Source organism: Kosakonia sp. H02, assembly GCA_030704225.1.
GTDB lineage: Bacteria > Pseudomonadota > Gammaproteobacteria > Enterobacterales > Enterobacteriaceae > Kosakonia.
On record CP131915.1, the window covers coordinates 1057557 to 1074620 of the forward strand.

At 54.8% G+C, this 17064-nt stretch carries 18 protein-coding genes; 8 read left to right on the forward strand and 10 right to left on the reverse strand.

Annotated features, from left to right (window positions below; genetic code table 11):
• The first annotated feature begins 5 nt into the window (after positions 1-5).
• Entirely contained in the window at positions 6-875 is an 870-nt protein-coding gene (locus tag Q5705_05065) for a phosphoribulokinase (protein ID WLI77928.1), read from the forward strand.
• A gap of 33 nt (positions 876-908) precedes the next feature.
• On the opposite strand, the gene Q5705_05070 is transcribed toward Q5705_05065, so the two are convergent.
• Positions 909-1313: an OsmC family protein gene (locus Q5705_05070; GenBank protein ID WLI78974.1), complete on the reverse strand. Its 405-nt coding sequence runs from the start codon at positions 1311-1313 to the stop codon at positions 909-911.
• 312 nt (positions 1314-1625) lie between these two features.
• Between Q5705_05070 and crp the strand changes: the two genes are divergently transcribed.
• Together crp and Q5705_05080 are read left to right on the forward strand one after the other, a co-directional pair.
• Positions 1626-2258, forward strand: coding sequence for a cAMP-activated global transcriptional regulator CRP (gene crp, locus Q5705_05075; GenBank protein WLI77929.1), 633 nt, complete (start codon positions 1626-1628; stop codon positions 2256-2258).
• Between the two features lie 48 nt (positions 2259-2306).
• Positions 2307-4385 (forward strand): YccS/YhfK family putative transporter, encoded by a 2079-nt coding sequence (locus Q5705_05080; GenBank protein ID WLI77930.1) that lies wholly within the window; start codon positions 2307-2309, stop codon positions 4383-4385.
• On the opposite strand, the gene Q5705_05085 is transcribed toward Q5705_05080, so the two are convergent.
• Together Q5705_05085 and pabA are read right to left on the reverse strand one after the other, a co-directional pair.
• The gene (locus tag Q5705_05085) at positions 4375-5595 is read right to left on the reverse strand and encodes an aspartate aminotransferase family protein (GenBank protein ID WLI77931.1); all 1221 of its coding nucleotides are present in this window, start codon (positions 5593-5595) and stop codon (positions 4375-4377) included. The genes Q5705_05080 and Q5705_05085 overlap by 11 nt on opposite strands.
• Before the next feature lie 86 nt (positions 5596-5681).
• Complete coding sequence (gene pabA / locus Q5705_05090; protein WLI77932.1) at positions 5682-6245, reverse strand: aminodeoxychorismate synthase component 2; 564 nt, start codon at positions 6243-6245, stop codon at positions 5682-5684.
• Positions 6246-6396: 151 nt separating this feature from the next.
• Here pabA and Q5705_05095 point away from each other — a divergent pair, with 151 nt between their 5' ends.
• On the forward strand, positions 6397-6768 hold the full coding sequence (locus tag Q5705_05095) for a type II toxin-antitoxin system RelE/ParE family toxin (GenBank protein ID WLI77933.1): 372 nt from the start codon (positions 6397-6399) through the stop codon (positions 6766-6768).
• Positions 6752-7075: a DNA-binding transcriptional regulator gene (locus Q5705_05100; protein WLI77934.1), complete on the forward strand. Its 324-nt coding sequence runs from the start codon at positions 6752-6754 to the stop codon at positions 7073-7075. The genes Q5705_05095 and Q5705_05100 overlap by 17 nt, the downstream gene beginning before the upstream one ends.
• 19 nt (positions 7076-7094) lie before the next feature.
• Here Q5705_05100 and Q5705_05105 read toward each other — a convergent pair whose 3' ends face one another.
• The 4 genes from Q5705_05105 to Q5705_05120 all read right to left on the reverse strand — a co-directional run bounded on the left by Q5705_05105 (position 7095) and on the right by Q5705_05120 (position 9977).
• Complete coding sequence (locus tag Q5705_05105) at positions 7095-7697, reverse strand: putative adenosine monophosphate-protein transferase Fic (GenBank protein WLI77935.1); 603 nt, start codon at positions 7695-7697, stop codon at positions 7095-7097.
• A complete protein-coding gene (locus Q5705_05110) occupies positions 7687-7857 on the reverse strand; it encodes a YhfG family protein (GenBank protein ID WLI77936.1) in 171 nt (56 codons plus the stop codon). The genes Q5705_05105 and Q5705_05110 overlap by 11 nt, the downstream gene beginning before the upstream one ends.
• A gap of 104 nt (positions 7858-7961) precedes the next feature.
• Entirely contained in the window at positions 7962-8534 is a 573-nt protein-coding gene (gene ppiA, locus Q5705_05115) for a peptidylprolyl isomerase A (protein ID WLI77937.1), read from the reverse strand.
• 144 nt (positions 8535-8678) lie between these two features.
• Positions 8679-9977, reverse strand: a complete 1299-nt coding sequence (locus Q5705_05120) for a cytosine deaminase (GenBank protein ID WLI77938.1) — start codon at positions 9975-9977, stop codon at positions 8679-8681.
• A 240-nt stretch (positions 9978-10217) separates the two neighbouring features.
• Between Q5705_05120 and nirB the strand changes: the two genes are divergently transcribed.
• The 3 genes from nirB (at position 10218) to cysG (ending at position 14573) form a co-directional block, all read left to right on the forward strand.
• A complete protein-coding gene (gene nirB / locus Q5705_05125) occupies positions 10218-12761 on the forward strand; it encodes a nitrite reductase large subunit NirB (GenBank protein WLI77939.1) in 2544 nt (847 codons plus the stop codon).
• Positions 12758-13084: a nitrite reductase small subunit NirD gene (gene nirD, locus Q5705_05130; protein ID WLI77940.1), complete on the forward strand. Its 327-nt coding sequence runs from the start codon at positions 12758-12760 to the stop codon at positions 13082-13084. Before nirB ends, nirD begins: the two co-directional genes overlap by 4 nt.
• A 124-nt stretch (positions 13085-13208) precedes the next feature.
• Entirely contained in the window at positions 13209-14573 is a 1365-nt protein-coding gene (cysG, locus tag Q5705_05135) for a siroheme synthase CysG (GenBank protein ID WLI77941.1), read from the forward strand.
• A gap of 44 nt (positions 14574-14617) precedes the next feature.
• Here the strand turns inward: cysG and trpS are convergent, their stop codons facing one another.
• The 3 genes from trpS to rpe are packed head-to-tail and all read right to left on the reverse strand — an operon-like array spanning position 14618 to position 17046.
• Positions 14618-15622 (reverse strand): tryptophan--tRNA ligase, encoded by a 1005-nt coding sequence (gene trpS, locus Q5705_05140; GenBank protein WLI77942.1) that lies wholly within the window; start codon positions 15620-15622, stop codon positions 14618-14620.
• A complete protein-coding gene (gene gph / locus Q5705_05145; GenBank protein WLI77943.1) occupies positions 15615-16376 on the reverse strand; it encodes a phosphoglycolate phosphatase in 762 nt (253 codons plus the stop codon). Before gph ends, trpS begins: the two co-directional genes overlap by 8 nt.
• On the reverse strand, positions 16369-17046 hold the full coding sequence (rpe, locus tag Q5705_05150; protein WLI77944.1) for a ribulose-phosphate 3-epimerase: 678 nt from the start codon (positions 17044-17046) through the stop codon (positions 16369-16371). The genes gph and rpe overlap by 8 nt, the downstream gene beginning before the upstream one ends.
• Positions 17047-17064 lie beyond the last annotated feature (18 nt).

Sequence of the window (17064 nt, forward strand, 5' to 3'; positions counted from 1 at the left end):
TTGCTATGTCCGCTAAACATCCAGTCATCGCCGTCACTGGCTCCAGCGGCGCGGGAACCACCACCACCAGCCTCGCCTTTCGTAAAATCTTCGCCCAGCTCAACATGCACGCGGCAGAAGTGGAAGGTGACAGCTTCCATCGCTACACCCGCCCGGAAATGGATATGGCGATTCGCAAAGCCCGCGATCTTGGGCGGCATATCAGCTACTTTGGCCCGGAAGCGAACGACTTTGGTCTGCTGGAACAAACCTTTAGCGAATATGGGCAAAGCGGCCAGGGCCAGGCGCGAAAATATCTGCATACCTACGATGAAGCCGTGCCGTGGAACCAGGTTCCGGGGACGTTTACCCCCTGGCAGCCGCTGCCGGAACCGACCGATGTGCTGTTTTATGAAGGGCTGCATGGCGGTGTGGTAACGCCACAACATGATGTCGCGCGCTACGTCGATTTGCTGGTGGGCGTGGTGCCGATTGTGAACCTGGAGTGGATCCAAAAGCTGATCCGCGATACCAGCGAGCGCGGGCACTCCCGTGAAGCGGTGATGGATTCCGTGGTGCGCTCGATGGAAGATTACATCAACTTCATTACGCCGCAGTTTTCCCGCACTCATATCAACTTCCAGCGCGTGCCGACGATCGATACCTCTAACCCGTTTGCCGCCAAAGGCATTCCTTCATTGGATGAGAGTTTCGTGGTTATTCATTTCCGCAATCTGGAAGGAATTGATTATCCGTGGCTGCTCGCGATGTTGCAGGGTTCATTTATCTCGCATATGGATACACTGGTGGTGCCGGGCGGCAAAATGGGGCTGGCGATGGAGTTGATCATGACGCCGCTGGTGCAGCGGTTGATGGAAGGCAAAAAAATCAAATAGCCCGGCAAACCACGCGCCGCCGGGCGGGCATAATCAGGATTCGATCACTTCGTAAGAGTGGGTGATATTCACCGCTTTTTCCAGCATCAATGCCACGGAGCAATACTTCTCTGCCGAGAGATCAACGGCGCGTGACACCGCCGCGTCTTTCAGCGCTTTGCCGGTGACCACGAAGTGCAGATTGATATGCGTAAACAGGCGCGGCGCTTCTTCGCGGCGTTCTGAGGTCAGCTTCACTTCGCAGTCGGTCACGTCATGACGCCCTTTTTGCAGGATCGAAACGACGTCGATTGCGCTGCATCCCCCGGCGGCCATCAGAACCATTTCCATCGGGCTTGGGGCTTTGTCACCTGAGTTGCCGTCCATCAAAATTTGGTGACCAGACGCAGACTCACCAAGGAACGTTAACCCTTCAACCCATTTCACACGTGCCTGCATTTTCATCACTCCGCCGTTGCAATTTTCTGTACAGATTACGCGTACATAAGAAAAGTCGCAACGGAAGGCGACCTGCGTCATGCTGAAGCGAGACACCAGGAGACAGGCGTTAAAAGCTATGCTAAAACAGTCTGGATGCTAGAGAGATACATTGACGTTACGCATGTACGCAAAGGACATCATACATTAGAGACCGCAGATGACGCTGACGGTCCACTTCCCGGGACTTGGGAAGCATTGATTGCAACCCCAGAATCAGGGTTACCTTACGCCCCACTTCTGGAGCCAGCTTATAACAGAGGATAACCGCGCATGGTGCTTGGCAAACCGCAAACAGACCCGACTCTCGAATGGTTCTTGTCTCATTGCCATATTCATAAGTACCCGTCGAAGAGCACGCTGATTCACCAGGGTGAAAAAGCGGAAACGTTGTATTACATCGTGAAAGGCTCAGTGGCAGTGCTCATCAAGGATGAAGAAGGTAAAGAGATGATCCTCTCTTACCTCAACCAGGGCGATTTTATCGGTGAACTGGGCCTGTTTGAAGAAGGTCAGGAGCGCAGTGCCTGGGTACGCGCCAAGACCGCCTGTGAAGTAGCCGAAATCTCCTACAAAAAATTCCGTCAGTTAATCCAGGTGAACCCGGATATTCTGATGCGTCTCTCCTCGCAAATGGCGCGTCGCCTACAGGTGACCTCGGAGAAAGTCGGCAACCTGGCGTTCCTGGACGTAACAGGACGAATTGCGCAAACGTTGTTGAATCTGGCGAAACAGCCGGACGCAATGACCCATCCTGACGGCATGCAAATTAAAATTACGCGCCAGGAAATTGGTCAGATCGTCGGTTGCTCCCGCGAAACAGTTGGCCGCATCCTGAAAATGCTTGAAGATCAAAACCTGATCTCCGCCCACGGCAAAACCATTGTCGTCTACGGAACGCGTTAATCTGTAAAACGGCGCATCGCTCACCCGGTGCGCCGTTTTTCTCTCCTCATGTGGCGCAGGCTGATTTACCACCCCGAAATCAACTACGCACTGCGACAAACGCTGGTGCTGTGTTTACCCGTGGCGATTGGGCTGCTGGTCGGCCATTTGCAACAAGGCCTGCTGTTCTCCCTCGTTCCCGCCTGCTGCAATATTGCCGGTCTTGATACCCCGCACAAGCGCTTCTTTAAACGCCTGATTATTGGCGGCTCGCTGTTTGCAGGCTGTAGCCTGGCGGTGCAGTTGCTGCCTGGCGATAATATTCCGCTGCCGCTGATCATGACCGGGCTAACGCTGCTGTTGGGCGTAACGGGAGAGATCAGCGCGCTGCACGGGCGTTTATTACCGGCCTCACTGATTGCCGCTATTTTTACCCTGAGCCTCGCCGGGAATATGCCGGTGTGGGAGCCGCTGCTGATCTACACGCTCGGTACGCTGTGGTACGGGCTGTTTAACTGGTTCTGGTTTTGGCTGTGGCGCGAGCAGCCGCTGCGCGAATCTCTCAGTTTGCTCTACCGGCAACTGGCCGATTATTGCGAAGCGAAATATAGCCTGCTGACTCAGCATGCTGACCCGGAAAAAGCGCTGCCGCCGCTGCTCGCCCGTCAGCAAAAAGTGGTGGATCTGATTAGCCAGTGTTACCAGCAATTGCATATGCTGGCCGCTAACCAGAACAGTGATTACAAGCGCCTGCTGCGCGTGTTTCAGGTCGGGCTGGATTTGCAGGAGCATATCTCCGTCAGTTTGCATCAGCCGGAAGAGGTGCAAAAGCTGGTCGAACAAACCCACGCCGAGCAGGTGATCCGCTGGAATGCGCAAACCGTCGCGGCCCGCCTGCGCGTGCTGTCGGATGACATTCTTTACCACCGCTACCCGACGCGGTTCACCATGGATAAACAGACAGGCGCACTGGAAAAAATCGCCCGTCAGCACCCTGACAACCCGGTCGGGCAGTTCTGCGCCTGGCACTTCAGCCGTATCGCCCGTGTACTGCGCACCCAGCGCCCGCTCTATATTCGCGATCTGATGGAAGAGAAGCAGCGCCGCCTGCCGCTTATTCCGGCCCTCAAAAGTTACTTGTCGCTCAAATCCACTGCGTTACGTAATGCCGCGCGTATCAGCGTGATGCTCAGTATCGCCAGCCTGATGGGCAGCGCGCTGAGCTTGCCGAAGCCCTACTGGATCATGATGACGGTGATGTTTGTGACACAAAACGGCTACGGCGCAACGCGGGTACGCATTGTCCATCGGGCGGCGGGCACTTTTGCTGGTCTGGTGATAGCCGGGGCAACGCTGCATTTTCACGTGCCGCTCGGCTTTACGCTGGCGGCGATGCTGATGATTACGCTGGTCAGCTATTTGATTATTCGTAAAAGCTACGGCTGGGCAATGGTCGGTTTTACCATTACCGCCGTGTATACGTTGCAGATCCTGACGCTCAATGGTGATGAGTTTATTGTCGCCCGGCTGGTCGATACGCTGATTGGCTGCCTGATTGCTTTCGGCGGCATGGTCTGGCTATGGCCACAGTGGCAAAGCGGCCTGTTGCGCCAGAACGCGCACGACGCGCTGGAAACTTACCAGGACGCTATCCGCCTGATCCTCAGCGATAACCCCGAGGCCACGCCGCTTGCCTGGCAGCGTATGCACGTTAACCAGGCGCATAACGCGCTGTTTAACTCCCTCAACCAGGCAATGCAGGAGCCGGGATTTAACACTCGCTATCTGAACGATATGAAACTGTGGGTTACCCACAGCCAGTTTATTGTTGAGCATATTAATGCGATGACTACGCTGGCGCGCGAGCACACCATGCTGACGCAGGAACTGGCGCAGCGCTATTTGCAGTCGTGTGAGATTGCGCTGCAACGCTGTCAGCAGCGGCTGGAGTATGACGGGCCGGGTGAATCGGGTGATGTGAATATTCTGGAAGCGCCAGAGACGCTGACCCACGGGCCAATGAGCACGCTGGAGCAACATCTACAGCGAATTATCGGCCATCTGAGCACCATGCACACCATTTCATCAGTGGCATGGCGTCAGCGTCCGCATCACGGCATCTGGCTTCGTCGACGCCTTACGCGTTAACGACGTTCGCGATAGCCTGCGCAAAGCGGCGCATCCCTTCGTCGATATCCTGCTCTTCAACAATCAACGACGGCGCAAAGCGCATCACATCTGGCCCGGCGTTCAGCACCATCACACCCGCATCGGCGGCGGCGTAGAGGAAATCCCGCGCGCGGCCTTGGTACTGCGGCTTCAGCTCAGCCCCAATCAACAACCCCATGCCGCGAATGTCGCTGAACAGGTCAAACTGCTCGTTGATTTGCTGCAAATGGCGGACAAATACTTCGCGTTTGGCATTCACGCCATTCAGCACTTCCGGCGTATTGATGATATCGAATGCGGTTCCGGCAATCGCGCAGGCCAGCGGGTTGCCGCCGTAAGTGGAGCCGTGCGAACCCGCATGGAATACGCTGGCGATCTCCTGCGTGGTTAACATCGCGCTGATGGGGAACCCGCCGCCCAGGGCTTTGGCGCTGGTGAGAATATCCGGCGTCACGCCATAGTGCATATACGCGAACAGCTCGCCGCTGCGGCCCATGCCGCACTGCACTTCATCAAACACCAGCAACGCATTGTGCTGGTCACATAATTCACGCAGGCCCTGGAGGAATTCTGGCGTCGCTGCCGTCACACCACCCTCTCCCTGAATAGGTTCAACCACCACCGCGCAGGTGTGATCGTCCATCACCGCTTTCACCGCATGCAGATCGTTAAACGGTACATGGATGATGTCTGCCGGTTTCGGGCCAAAGCCGTCGGAATATTTCGGCTGGCCGCCGACGCTCACGGTAAACAGTGAACGACCATGAAACGCGTTATGGAAAGCGATGATTTTGGTTTTGTACGGGCTGTGGCGCGTAGATGCATAAAAACGCGCCAGCTTAAAGGCAGTTTCGTTAGCTTCGGTGCCGGAGTTCATAAACACCACGCGTTCGGCAAACGTGGCGTCAATAATTTTACGCGCCAGGCGTAGCGCGGGTTCGTTGGTAAATACATTACTGGTGTGCCACAGCGTTTCGCCCTGCGTTTTCAGGGTCTCCACCAGCGCCGGATGGCAGTGGCCTAAGGCAGTAACGGCAATGCCGCCAGCAAAATCAACATACTCTTTACCCTGCTGATCCCACACGCGGCTGCCTTTTCCCTTCACCGGGATAAACTCGGCCGGTGCGTAAATTGGCAGAATAACGTCATCGAAGTTTGCACGCGTCACCGCGTCTTGCTGAGTTGCCATGGCTTGCCCATCCAGTTTATGTTGCATTGATTATGAAAATATAATCACGAAATATGCATAAAAAATCACTGCATGGCAACCAGAAATCACCGCACGAGGAAGTTTTGCAATAACTGATGGCCCTGCTCGCTGAGGATACTTTCCGGGTGGAATTGCACCCCTTCCAGATCCCATTGTCGATGGCGAATGCCCATTATCTCGCCGCTCTCACTACAGGCGGTAACCTCAAAACAGGCCGGTAACGTGGGCGGATCGATAACCAGCGAATGGTAGCGCGTCACGGTTAATGGATTATTAAGCCCGGCAAAAACGCCAGCGCCGTGGTGAGTAACGGGAGAGGTTTTGCCGTGCATGACTTTTGCTGCACGAACGATGGTGGCGCCAAACACCTGCGCAATCGCCTGGTGACCGAGGCAAACGCCAAGCATCGGCAACTGACCGGCGTAATGCTTAATCACATCGAGCGAAATGCCGGACTCATCCGGCGTGCAGGGGCCGGGCGAGATAACAATCTTTTTCGGGCCCAGCGCGGCAATATCGGCCAGCGTCAGCTCATCGTTACGCCTTACCTCCACGCTTGCCCCCAGTTCGCAAAAATACTGGTACAGATTCCAGGTAAAGGAGTCGTAATTGTCGATAAGCAGGATCATGTGAGTTCAACCAATGGATATGCAGCGTTTCATGCAGATTGCGCAAAACTATACGGCACTTCGCAAAGATAACAAATGGGTTTGCGGAAATGTTCCTTTCCACTGACGAAGAAGTACTATTGCACCAAGTGCTACATTCAGGATGAAAGGGATGCTATCTTTTAAACGGATTTTCAAAACGAAATGGTTTGCTAAGGCAGCCCAAAAACACGGTATACGTGACAGTGAATTACGCCGTGCCATTGATGAGATGATGCAAGGTCAGGCGGATAATCTGGGCGGTGGGGTCTATAAGAAACGGCTCAATCAAAACAGGGACCGCGCCATTGTCCTGGCGAAGGGAGGATCTCATGGGTTTTATACCTTTCTCTACGCGAAGCAGGATATGGCAAATATTGATGATAGTGAGCTAGCCGCATTTCGTGAGCTAGCAAAGCATTACGCCTACCTTTCTGAAAAGGCCATATTGATGCTAATCAGTAACAAAGAGTTGGTTGAGATTACCCATGACAACAAAAAGTAAATTTAAAAGCCCTGCTTTCGAAGCGATCCATAGCGCGGCAAGTGGGTTGTTTGATGCAGGTGCGATTGCGCAGGAAACCATGCGTAATTTCGATGAGCGTTGCTTGAGCCCGGTCGAGGATCTTAAACCTGATGAAATAAAAGGATTGAGAGAAAGATTCAACGTCAGCCAGTCGGTATTTGCTCGCTATTTGAATACCAGCGTTTCAACCATACAGAAATGGGAAAATGGCATGAAACGCCCGAGCGGCGTTTCTCTCAAATTATTATCCGTGGTGCAAAAACATGGGCTTAAGGTCTTGCTCTAAGGGCAGCAAGACCTTCAGTTTACTCGCTCTCCACCGCCTCGCTCACCACGTTGCTAAAGATGGCGATTAAGGGTTCCAGGTCGCCCATGGCACCGGCCTGGTTTGCGGCGCGCCACGCTTCGGGATCGATATCGCGCCAGTCGAGAGAGAAGTTAGCGTGCAGTGCAAGCTGTTCGAAAAAGATGCGCTGTGCAATACCGTTCCCGAGGCGGAACGGATGCAGCACATTGATTTCGCAATAGTAATGCGCCAGCCGCGCAATAAACTCCGCTTTCTCCAGCCCGCAAAGCCACTCCTCATCTTCGAGCTGCTGCATCAGGGCGTTGCCCTCTTTCTCGATATATTCGAAATGGCAAAAGCGGGTATCGCCCTCGTAAATATCGACTTCCCGAATCTGCCCTGCCCAGTCGAACACATCCTGATAGAGATGGTGGTGAATGGCGCAAAGATGGGGAAGCCCGCGCGCCAGCGGCCCGAGTTCGAGCGTTGCGGCGCGTAACGCCGTAAGTTGATACGCCGCCTGCTCCAGCCGTTGTTTTTCGTGAATGCCTAACACATTGCGCATCACTTTCAGACCGGGAAGAAGATATGGGTCGCGGCCATCGCCGAATTTATCGCTCATAGTGCCTCCGCAGCTCTTCAAGACGGACATTGGCTTCTTCGGCGTTAAGCGTCACAAGTTCACCGTCAATGCCCTCCAGACGTCGGCTGGCCTGGAAATTGACATTGCGCTGCTTCTCCCAGAGACGGGATTTTTGCCTGTCGGTGAGTTTTTTTGGCATAGCGCCTCCCTGTAGTAGACGTGTACATGCCCAAATTATAAGCAGAAATTTCACGTTACGCAGGAAGGCAAGAGAACACGGGCCGAACAGCCCGTGTGGGAAAATTACGGCAGCACTTTCGCAGAGAGGATAACAACCGGTTTTGACGGGACATTCTGGTAAGGACCGACATCGTGAGTGGGCACCTGAGAAATTTTATCGGCGACATCCATTCCTTTCACAACTTTACCAAACACCGCATAGCCAAAATCACGTTGCCCGTGATCGAGGAAGGCATTATCCGCAACGTTAATAAAGAACTGGCTGGTTGCGCTGTCTTTATCCGCGGTGCGCGCCATCGCAATGGTGCCGCGCGTATTACGCAGGCCGTTATCCGCTTCGTTCTTGATAGGTGGATTCGGCTGCTTTTGCTGCATCTGCTCGTTAAAACCGCCGCCCTGCACCATAAAGCCCGGGATCACACGGTGAAACGTGGTGTTGTTGTAGAAACCGTTGTTGACGTAATCAAGGAAGTTTTTCACCGACACAGGGGCTTTCTGGTTGTTCAGCTCCAGTTCGATATTACCGGCGGACGTGGTGAGCAGAACATGAGGATCGCCTTTTGCTGCCAGCGCAGCAGGGGAGATAGCAGAAAGGGCAAAAACAGCCGCAATAGCCGCCAGAGTCGATTTAACCATAAGGTTTCCTTAACGAAGTGCAGTAAAGAAAGCGAGTGGCTTGATTCTAAAGAGCAGTCAGCCGGCAGGCCAGCCTTTTACTTAATTTTACGTATTTGGAAACAGATGTAACGCCAACCCCGACACAACGGGGCTGGCGAAGTGCTAGTTGCGCGGTGCGCGGCTGAACACCACCTCTTCACCGCCGTTATTCATTTTCACCCAACTTTGCGCAGGCTGCGTACTGGCAATAATTCGCCCGTGGTGAATCGACCAGCGCACCGGCGCCTGGCAACGCACCGCGTCAAAGCCGCTTTCAACAGGCAAAATAATCATATTGGCAGGAAGACCCGGTTCAATACCGTACTCCGTCAGGCCAAGGGTTCTGGCGCTGTTATGAGTGATTAAACGCAGCCCCTCGTCGATTTGCTGGTAACCCATCATTTGGCAAACATGCAGCCCCATATGCAGCACCTGCAACATATTGCCCGTACCGAGCGGATACCACGGATCGAACACATCGTCATGGCCGAAGCAGACATTCATATCCGCCGCCAGCAACTCTTTCACCCGCGTTATACCCCGGCGTTTCGGGTAGTCGTCAAAACGCCCTTGCAGATGAATATTGACCAGTGGATTAGCAACAAAGTTGATGCCAGAAAGCTTCAGCAAACGAAATAGCCGCGCGGTATACGCGCCGTTATAGGAGTGCATCGCGGTGGTATGGCTGGCGGTGACGCGCGACCCCATCTCCCATTTCAACGCCAGCGCGGCGACGGTTTCGATAAAACGCGACTGCTCATCGTCGATTTCATCGCAGTGAATATCCACCGGGCGTTCATACTCACGCGCCAGCGCAAACGCAAAATGCAGGGATTCCAGGCCATACTCGCGGGTAAATTCGAAATGCGGGATGGCACCTACCACATCCGCGCCAAGCTGAAGCGCTTTTTCTAGCAGCGCTGCGCCATTGGGATAGGAAATAATCCCCTCCTGCGGGAAGGCAACAATCTGCAAATCGATCCACGGCGCGACTTCCTCTTTCACTTCCAGCATCGCTTTCAGCGCCGTGAGCAACGGATCGGAAACATCAACGTGGGTGCGCACATGCTGAACGCCGTTCGCCATTTGCCACTTCAGCGTCTGCCAGGCGCGCGTTTTGACATCCTGATGGCTGAGCATCGCCTTGCGTTCGGCCCAGCGTTCAATCCCTTCAAACAGGGTGCCGGATTGGTTCCAGCTCGGTTCCCCGGCGGTTTGCGTGGTATCCAGATGAATATGCGGCTCAATAAACGGCGGCAGCGCCAGCCCGCCCCGCGCGTTGAGCACTTCCAGCGTGTCACTGTGCGTTGCGCCCATCGGCGTGATATCACCAAATCGCCCGTTCTCAATGGCGATTTGCCATAACCCTTCACGATCGGGTAGATGCACATTCTGAACTAACCAAAGCGGTGTTGCTGTCATAGCATTACCTCCTCTTTTTCCCTCAGATATTTTGTATCAGAGCTCGCGACAAAAACCCTCATTTTTTGTATAGAAATTCTGCAACCAATAAATACCAGTGATATCCGCAACTTAGAAAAACCAATAAAAATCAATTATATACCCATTAAGTGGTATGCGCGGGTGTAATTGATGCATATCAATAACGCCTTAAGCTGAATCGTTAAGGTAGGAGGCAGTAGAAAAGAAATCGAGGCAAAAATGAGCAAAGTCAAACTCGCTATTATCGGTAACGGCATGGTCGGCCACCGCTTTATTGAGGATCTTCTCGATAAGGCCGACGCCAGCCAGTTCGACATTACCGTCTTCTGTGAAGAGCCGCGTAAAGCCTACGATCGCGTTCACCTCTCTTCCTATTTTTCCCACCATACGGCTGAAGAGTTATCGCTGGTTCGTGAAGGCTTTTACGAAAAACATGGCGTAAAAGTGCTGGTCGGCGAGCGTGCCATCACTATCAACCGTCAGGAAAAAGTGATCCACTCGAGCGCCGGACGCACGGTTTATTACGACAAATTGATCATGGCGACCGGCTCCTACCCGTGGATCCCGCCGATCAAAGGGTCCGAAACCCAGGACTGTTTCGTTTACCGCACTATTGAAGATTTGAATGCCATTGAGTCATGCGCGCGTCGTAGCCGCCGTGGCGCGGTGGTTGGCGGCGGCCTGCTCGGGCTGGAAGCCGCAGGCGCGCTGAAAAACTTAGGCGTTGAGACGCACGTTATCGAATTCGCCCCGATGCTGATGGCCGAGCAGCTCGACCAGATGGGCGGCGAGCAACTCAGACGCAAAATCGAAAGCATGGGTGTACGCGTACACACCAGCAAAAACACCAAAGAGATCGTGCAGGAAGGCACCGAGGCGCGTAAATCCATGCGCTTTGCCGACGGCAGCGAGCTGGAAGTTGACTTTATTGTCTTCTCCACGGGTATTCGCCCGCGCGACAAACTGGCAACCCAGTGCGGGCTGGAAGTGGCTCCGCGCGGCGGCATCCTGATTAACGATAGCTGCCAGACATCCGATCCCAATATTTACGCCATCGGCGAGTGCGCAAGCTGGAATAACCGCGTTTATGGCCTGGTCGCGCCGGGTTACAAAATGGCGCAGGTCACGGTTGATCATATCCTCGGCACACAGAACGCCTTCGAAGGTGCCGATCTCAGCGCCAAGCTGAAACTGCTCGGCGTGGATGTCGGCGGGATTGGCGATGCCCATGGCCGCACGCCTGGCGCACGCAGCTACGTCTATCTCGACGAGAGCAAAGAAGTTTACAAACGCCTGATCGTAAGTCCTGATAACAAAACCCTGCTCGGCGCGGTGTTAGTCGGCGATACCAGTGATTACGGCAACCTGCTGCAACTGGTGCTGAACGCCATCGAACTGCCGGAAAACCCGGACGCGCTGATCCTGCCAGCACATGCCAGCAGCGGAAAACCGTCTATCGGGGTCGATAAACTGCCGGACAGCGCGCAGATTTGCTCCTGCTTCGACGTGACGAAAGGCGATCTGATTGCCGCTATCAACAAAGGCTGCCACACCGTTGCCGCGCTGAAAGCCGAAACCAAAGCCGGGACCGGCTGCGGTGGCTGTATCCCGCTGGTCACTCAGGTACTGAACGCTGAGCTTGCGAAACAGGGTATCGAAATCACTAACAACCTGTGCGAGCACTTCGCTTACTCGCGCCAGGAGCTGTTCCACCTGATCCAGGTTGAAGGGATTAAAACCTTCGATGCGCTGCTGGCGAAATACGGTACGGGTTACGGCTGTGAAGTGTGTAAACCGACCGTTGGTTCCCTGCTCGCGTCCTGCTGGAATGAGTATGTCCTTAAACCGCAGCATACGCCGCTGCAAGATACCAACGACAACTTCCTCGCCAACATTCAGAAAGACGGCACTTATTCGGTGATCCCGCGTTCTGCCGGCGGTGAAATCACCCCGGAAGGGCTGATGGAAGTGGGCCGTATCGCCCGTGAATTCAATCTCTACACCAAAATCACCGGTTCACAACGTATCGGCCTGTTCGGTGCGCAAAAAGACGATCTGCCGGAAATCTGGCGTCAGTTGATTAATGCCGGGTTCGAAACAGGCCACGCGTATGCCAAAGCGCTGCGTATGGCGAAAACCTGTGTCGGTTCAACCTGGTGTCGTTACGGTGTGGGCGATAGCGTCGGCTTCGGCGTCGAACTGGAAAACCGTTACAAAGGCATCCGTACGCCGCACAAAATGAAATTCGGCGTTTCTGGTTGTACCCGTGAATGTGCGGAAGCGCAGGGTAAAGATGTGGGGATTATCGCCACGGAAAAAGGCTGGAACCTGTATGTCTGCGGTAATGGCGGCATGAAACCGCGCCACGCGGATCTGCTGGCGGCGGATCTGGATCGCGAAACCCTGTTGCGCTATCTCGACCGCTTTATGATGTTCTACATCCGCACCGCCGACAAACTGACCCGCACCGCGTCATGGCTGGAAGGCCTGGAAGGCGGCATTGCGTATCTGCGAAGCGTAATCATCGACGACAAGCTGGGCTTTGACGCGCAACTGGAAGCGGAAATGACCCGCCTGCGTGAAGCGGTGATTTGTGAATGGAGCGAAACCGTGAATACCCCAGCCGCGCAAACGCGCTTCAAACACTTTATCAATAGCGATCGCCGTGACCCGAACGTGCAGGTGGTGCCTGAGCGCGAACAGCATCGCCCGGCCACGCCGTATGAACGTATTCCGGTGATGTTAGTGGAGGAGAACGCATGAGCCAGTGGAACACAGTCTGCAAAATCGATGACATCGTGCCCGCAACCGGCGTCTGTGCGCTGGTGAACGAGCAGCAGGTGGCGATTTTCCGCCCGCGCCACGATGACCAGGTTTATGCCATCAGTAATATCGACCCGTTTTTTCAGTCCAGCGTGCTGTCGCGCGGTATTATCGCCGAACATCAGGGCGAGTTATGGGTCGCCAGCCCGCTAAAAAAACAGCGTTTCCGCCTGCGGGATGGTCTTTGCATGGAAGATGAAAGCCGTTCTGTTGCGCATTTCGAAGCACGAGTGAAGGACGGCGAGGTACAAATCAAAGCATAATCCCCTGCCCTCTCCGCTGCCGTAGTCATGGGTTACTGATATGCTACGGCAAATTCTGCGCGCCCCGCGGTGCCAACCGCGAGGTGCCAGCTTCAGCGTATAACAAAAACCCCGGAGTCATGTCGTGGACCATTTGCCCATTTTCTGTCAATTACGAGGCCGTGCCTGCCTGCTCGTCGGCGGCGGCGATGTCGCAGAACGTAAAGCTCGCTTGTTACTGGATGCGGGGGCACGGCTTACCGTCAACGCGCTCTTTTTTGTGCCGCAGTTCACCGTCTGGGCAGAAGAAGGGATGTTGACGCTGGTGGAAGGGGAATTTAGCGAAACGCTGCTGGATGAATGCTGGCTGGCGATTACCGCCACCGATAACGAAGCGGTTAACCAGCGGGTGAGCGATGCGGCAGAAGTGCGCCGTATCTTCTGCAACGTGGTCGATGCGCCAACCCAGGCAAGTTTTATTATGCCGTCGATTATCGACCGCTCGCCGCTGATGGTCGCGGTCTCGTCTGGTGGCACATCGCCCGTGCTGGCGCGTTTACTGCGCGAGAAACTGGAGTCGCTGCTGCCGCAACATCTGGGTCATGTCGCCAGGTTCGCGGGTCAATTGCGCGGCCGGGTAAAGCGCCATTTCGCCAGCGTCAGCGAACGCCGTCGTTTCTGGGAGAAATTGTTCGTCAATGACCGGCTTGCCCAGTCATTGGCAAACCAGGATGCACCGGCAGTTGAGAAAATTACCGAACAACTGCTGGCAGAACCGCTGGATAACCGGGGTGAAGTGGTACTGGTTGGCGCGGGGCCGGGTGATGCCGGGCTGTTGACATTAAAAGGCTTGCAGCAAATCCAGCAGGCAGATGTAGTGGTGTATGACCGGCTGGTATCCGATGAAATTATGAACCTGGTGCGCCGTGATGCCGACCGCGTTTTCGTTGGCAAACGCGCGGGTTACCACTGTGTGCCGCAGGAAGAGATCAACCAGATCCTGCTACGCGAAGCGCAAAGCGGTAAACGCGTCGTGCGCCTGAAAGGCGGCGACCCGTTTATTTTCGGGCGCGGCGGCGAAGAGTTAGAAACGCTCTGTCACGCCGGAGTGCCCTTCTCGGTGGTTCCGGGTATTACAGCGGCTTCCGGCTGTTCGGCTTATTCTGGCATTCCGTTGACGCACCGGGATTATGCGCAGAACGTGCGGCTGGTGACTGGCCATTTGAAAACCGGCGGCGAGCTGGACTGGGCGAATCTGGCGGCAGAAAAACAGACGCTGGTGTTTTATATGGGGCTGAATCAGGCGGCAACGATTCAGGAACAACTGATCACGCACGGTATGCAGGCGGATATGCCGGTGGCGCTGGTGGAAAACGGCACATCGGTACAGCAGCGGGTGGTGAGCGGCGGCTTATCACAGTTGGGCGAACTGGCACAGCAGGTGCAAAGCCCGGCGCTGATTATCGTTGGGCGCGTAGTGGCGCTGCGCGATAAATTGAAGTGGTTTTGATATTTAATGCCTGATGGCAGCTGCGCCATCAGGCATTCAATCCATTACGGTTTCGCAACGAACCCAATCGCTTCGTAAACCTTTTTCAGCGTTTCAGAAGCACGCGCGCTGGCTTTTTCCGCGCCCTCTTTCATCACCTGTTGCAGGAAAGCTTCGTCGTTGCGATAGCGATGATAACGCTCCTGCAACTCGGTCAGCATGCCGGAAACGGCGTCCGCCACTTCACCTTTCAGATGACCGTACATTTTGCCTTCGAAGTGCTGCTCCAGTTCGGCAATGCTCTGACCGGTCACCGCAGAGAGGATATCCAGCAGGTTGGAAACGCCCGCTTTGTTGGCAACGTCATAACGCACAACCGGCGGCTCATCCGAGTCAGTCACGGCGCGTTTGATTTTTTTCACCACCGATTTTGGATCTTCCAGCAGGCCGATAACGTTGTTGCGGTTATCGTCGGACTTGGACATCTTCTTGGTCGGCTCCAGCAGCGACATCACGCGCGCGCCGGATTTTGGAATGAACGGCTCAGGCACTTTAAACACATCGCCATAAATCGCGTTGAAGCGCTGCGCGATATCGCGGCTCAGCTCCAGATGCTGTTTCTGATCTTCACCCACCGGCACCTGATTGGTCTGATAAAGCAGAATATCCGCCGCCATCAGCACCGGGTAGTCAAAAAGACCGGCGTTGATGTTTTCTGAATAGCGCGCGGATTTGTCTTTGAACTGGGTCATACGGCTCAGCTCACCAAAATAGGTGTAGCAGTTTAGCGCCCAGCCCAGTTGGGCATGTTCAGGAACGTGGGACTGCACAAAGATAGTGCTTTTCTGCGGGTCGATACCGCACGCCAGGTACAACGCCAGCGTATCCAGCGTCGCCTTGCGCAGTTTTTGCGGATCCTGACGCGCGGTAATGGCATGCAGGTCAACGATGCAGTAGATACAGTGATAGTCGTCCTGCATGTTCACCCACTGACGCAGCGCACCCATATAGTTGCCAATGGTTAGTTCACCTGAGGGCTGTGCGCCACTAAAAACGATGGGCTTAGTCATTTTTCATTTCCTGATGTTCACTGAGCGGGAGCCCGAGTGCGGGCAGTAAATCTTTAAAATGGTCGAACACGTAGTCCGGCTCACTTAAGGTAATCGCTTCGCCGTAGTTATACCCATACGTCAGGCCAACAGAGACGCTGCCTGCCGCCTGCGCGGCGCGAATATCATTGCGGGAATCCCCGACGAAGAGTAACTCATGCGGTTGAATATGCAGTTTTTCGCACACCAGCAGCAGCGGTTCCGGATGCGGTTTTTTATTCACCACATCATCGCCGCCGACCACGAAGGTAAAGTATTTGGCGATATCCAGCGCTTCCAGCAGCGGTGCCACAAACGGCGTCGGTTTGTTAGTCACCAGTGCCAGCGGCAGGCCTTTGGCGTGCAGCGCCACCAGGGTTTCCGCCACATCCGGGAACAGAAAACTGCCCTCTTCGACGGTCTCTTCGTAGTAGCGATTAAACAGTTTACGCAGCATCCCGATCTGCTCTGCCTGCGGAATATCACCGGTATCAATATCAGGTTTGCCCTGCGAGACGCGCTGAAAAGCACGCTCCTGGCGGGCCCAGTTAAACGCGCGCTCCATCAGCACATCCGCGCCGTTCCCAATCCAGGTTACCACGCGCGCTTCGCCGGCCTGCGGGAGCTCCAGCGCATATAACGCGCTGTCCACGGCTGCCGTCAGACCCGGCGCACTGTCTACTAACGTGCCGTCGAGATCGAACGCGACACCCTGAATCAACTGCATTTTATCCATGACTTACCTTCGCCAGTTCGCTACGCATTTCATCAATAACCTGTTTGTAATCCGGCTGGCCAAAAATCGCCGAACCCGCGACGAACATATCTGCGCCTGCGGCAGCGATTTCACCAATGTTGCTCGCCTTCACACCGCCATCAACTTCCAGGCGAATATCCAGGCCAGAAGCATCAATACGACGGCGCACTTCGCGCAGTTTGTCCAGCGTGTGTGGAATAAAAGACTGGCCGCCAAAACCGGGGTTAACGGACATCAGCAAAATGACGTCCAGCTTATCCATTACATGATCCAGATAACTCAGCGGTGTGGCCGGGTTAAACACCAACCCCGCTTTACAGCCATGCTCTTTGATAAGCTGCAATGTGCGGTCAATATGTTCAGAGGCTTCTGGATGAAAAGTGATGATGCTGGCGCCAGCTTCGGCGAAGTCCGGCACCAGGCGGTCGACCGGTTTGACCATCAGATGCACATCGATAGGCGCGGTGATGCCGTAGTTGCGTAGCGCTTTCAGCACCATCGGCCCGATAGTCAGGTTCGGCACGTAGTGGTTATCCATCACGTCGAAATGAACGACGTCGCCGCCGGCGGCCAGCACGCTGGCGGTATCTTCGCCCAGACGGGCAAAATCAGCCGACAGAATTGAAGGGGCAATTAAATACTGTTTCATCCGCATCTCCTTGAGAAA

What these genes read in the sequence shown, in the direction of transcription:
- Q5705_05065 (WLI77928.1), top strand. Translation starts at nt 6, where the DNA reads ATGTCCGCTAAACATCCAGTCATCGCCGTCACTGGCTCCAGCGGCGCG.
- Q5705_05070 (WLI78974.1), bottom strand. Translation starts at nt 1,313, where the DNA reads ATGCAGGCACGTGTGAAATGGGTTGAAGGGTTAACGTTCCTTGGTGAG.
- crp (WLI77929.1), top strand. Translation starts at nt 1,626, where the DNA reads ATGGTGCTTGGCAAACCGCAAACAGACCCGACTCTCGAATGGTTCTTG.
- Q5705_05080 (WLI77930.1), top strand. Translation starts at nt 2,307, where the DNA reads ATGTGGCGCAGGCTGATTTACCACCCCGAAATCAACTACGCACTGCGA.
- Q5705_05085 (WLI77931.1), bottom strand. Translation starts at nt 5,595, where the DNA reads ATGGCAACTCAGCAAGACGCGGTGACGCGTGCAAACTTCGATGACGTT.
- pabA (WLI77932.1), bottom strand. Translation starts at nt 6,245, where the DNA reads ATGATCCTGCTTATCGACAATTACGACTCCTTTACCTGGAATCTGTAC.
- Q5705_05095 (WLI77933.1), top strand. Translation starts at nt 6,397, where the DNA reads ATGCTATCTTTTAAACGGATTTTCAAAACGAAATGGTTTGCTAAGGCA.
- Q5705_05100 (WLI77934.1), top strand. Translation starts at nt 6,752, where the DNA reads ATGACAACAAAAAGTAAATTTAAAAGCCCTGCTTTCGAAGCGATCCAT.
- Q5705_05105 (WLI77935.1), bottom strand. Translation starts at nt 7,697, where the DNA reads ATGAGCGATAAATTCGGCGATGGCCGCGACCCATATCTTCTTCCCGGT.
- Q5705_05110 (WLI77936.1), bottom strand. Translation starts at nt 7,857, where the DNA reads ATGCCAAAAAAACTCACCGACAGGCAAAAATCCCGTCTCTGGGAGAAG.
- ppiA (WLI77937.1), bottom strand. Translation starts at nt 8,534, where the DNA reads ATGGTTAAATCGACTCTGGCGGCTATTGCGGCTGTTTTTGCCCTTTCT.
- Q5705_05120 (WLI77938.1), bottom strand. Translation starts at nt 9,977, where the DNA reads ATGACAGCAACACCGCTTTGGTTAGTTCAGAATGTGCATCTACCCGAT.
- nirB (WLI77939.1), top strand. Translation starts at nt 10,218, where the DNA reads ATGAGCAAAGTCAAACTCGCTATTATCGGTAACGGCATGGTCGGCCAC.
- nirD (WLI77940.1), top strand. Translation starts at nt 12,758, where the DNA reads ATGAGCCAGTGGAACACAGTCTGCAAAATCGATGACATCGTGCCCGCA.
- trpS (WLI77942.1), bottom strand. Translation starts at nt 15,622, where the DNA reads ATGACTAAGCCCATCGTTTTTAGTGGCGCACAGCCCTCAGGTGAACTA.
- gph (WLI77943.1), bottom strand. Translation starts at nt 16,376, where the DNA reads ATGGATAAAATGCAGTTGATTCAGGGTGTCGCGTTCGATCTCGACGGC.
- rpe (WLI77944.1), bottom strand. Translation starts at nt 17,046, where the DNA reads ATGAAACAGTATTTAATTGCCCCTTCAATTCTGTCGGCTGATTTTGCC.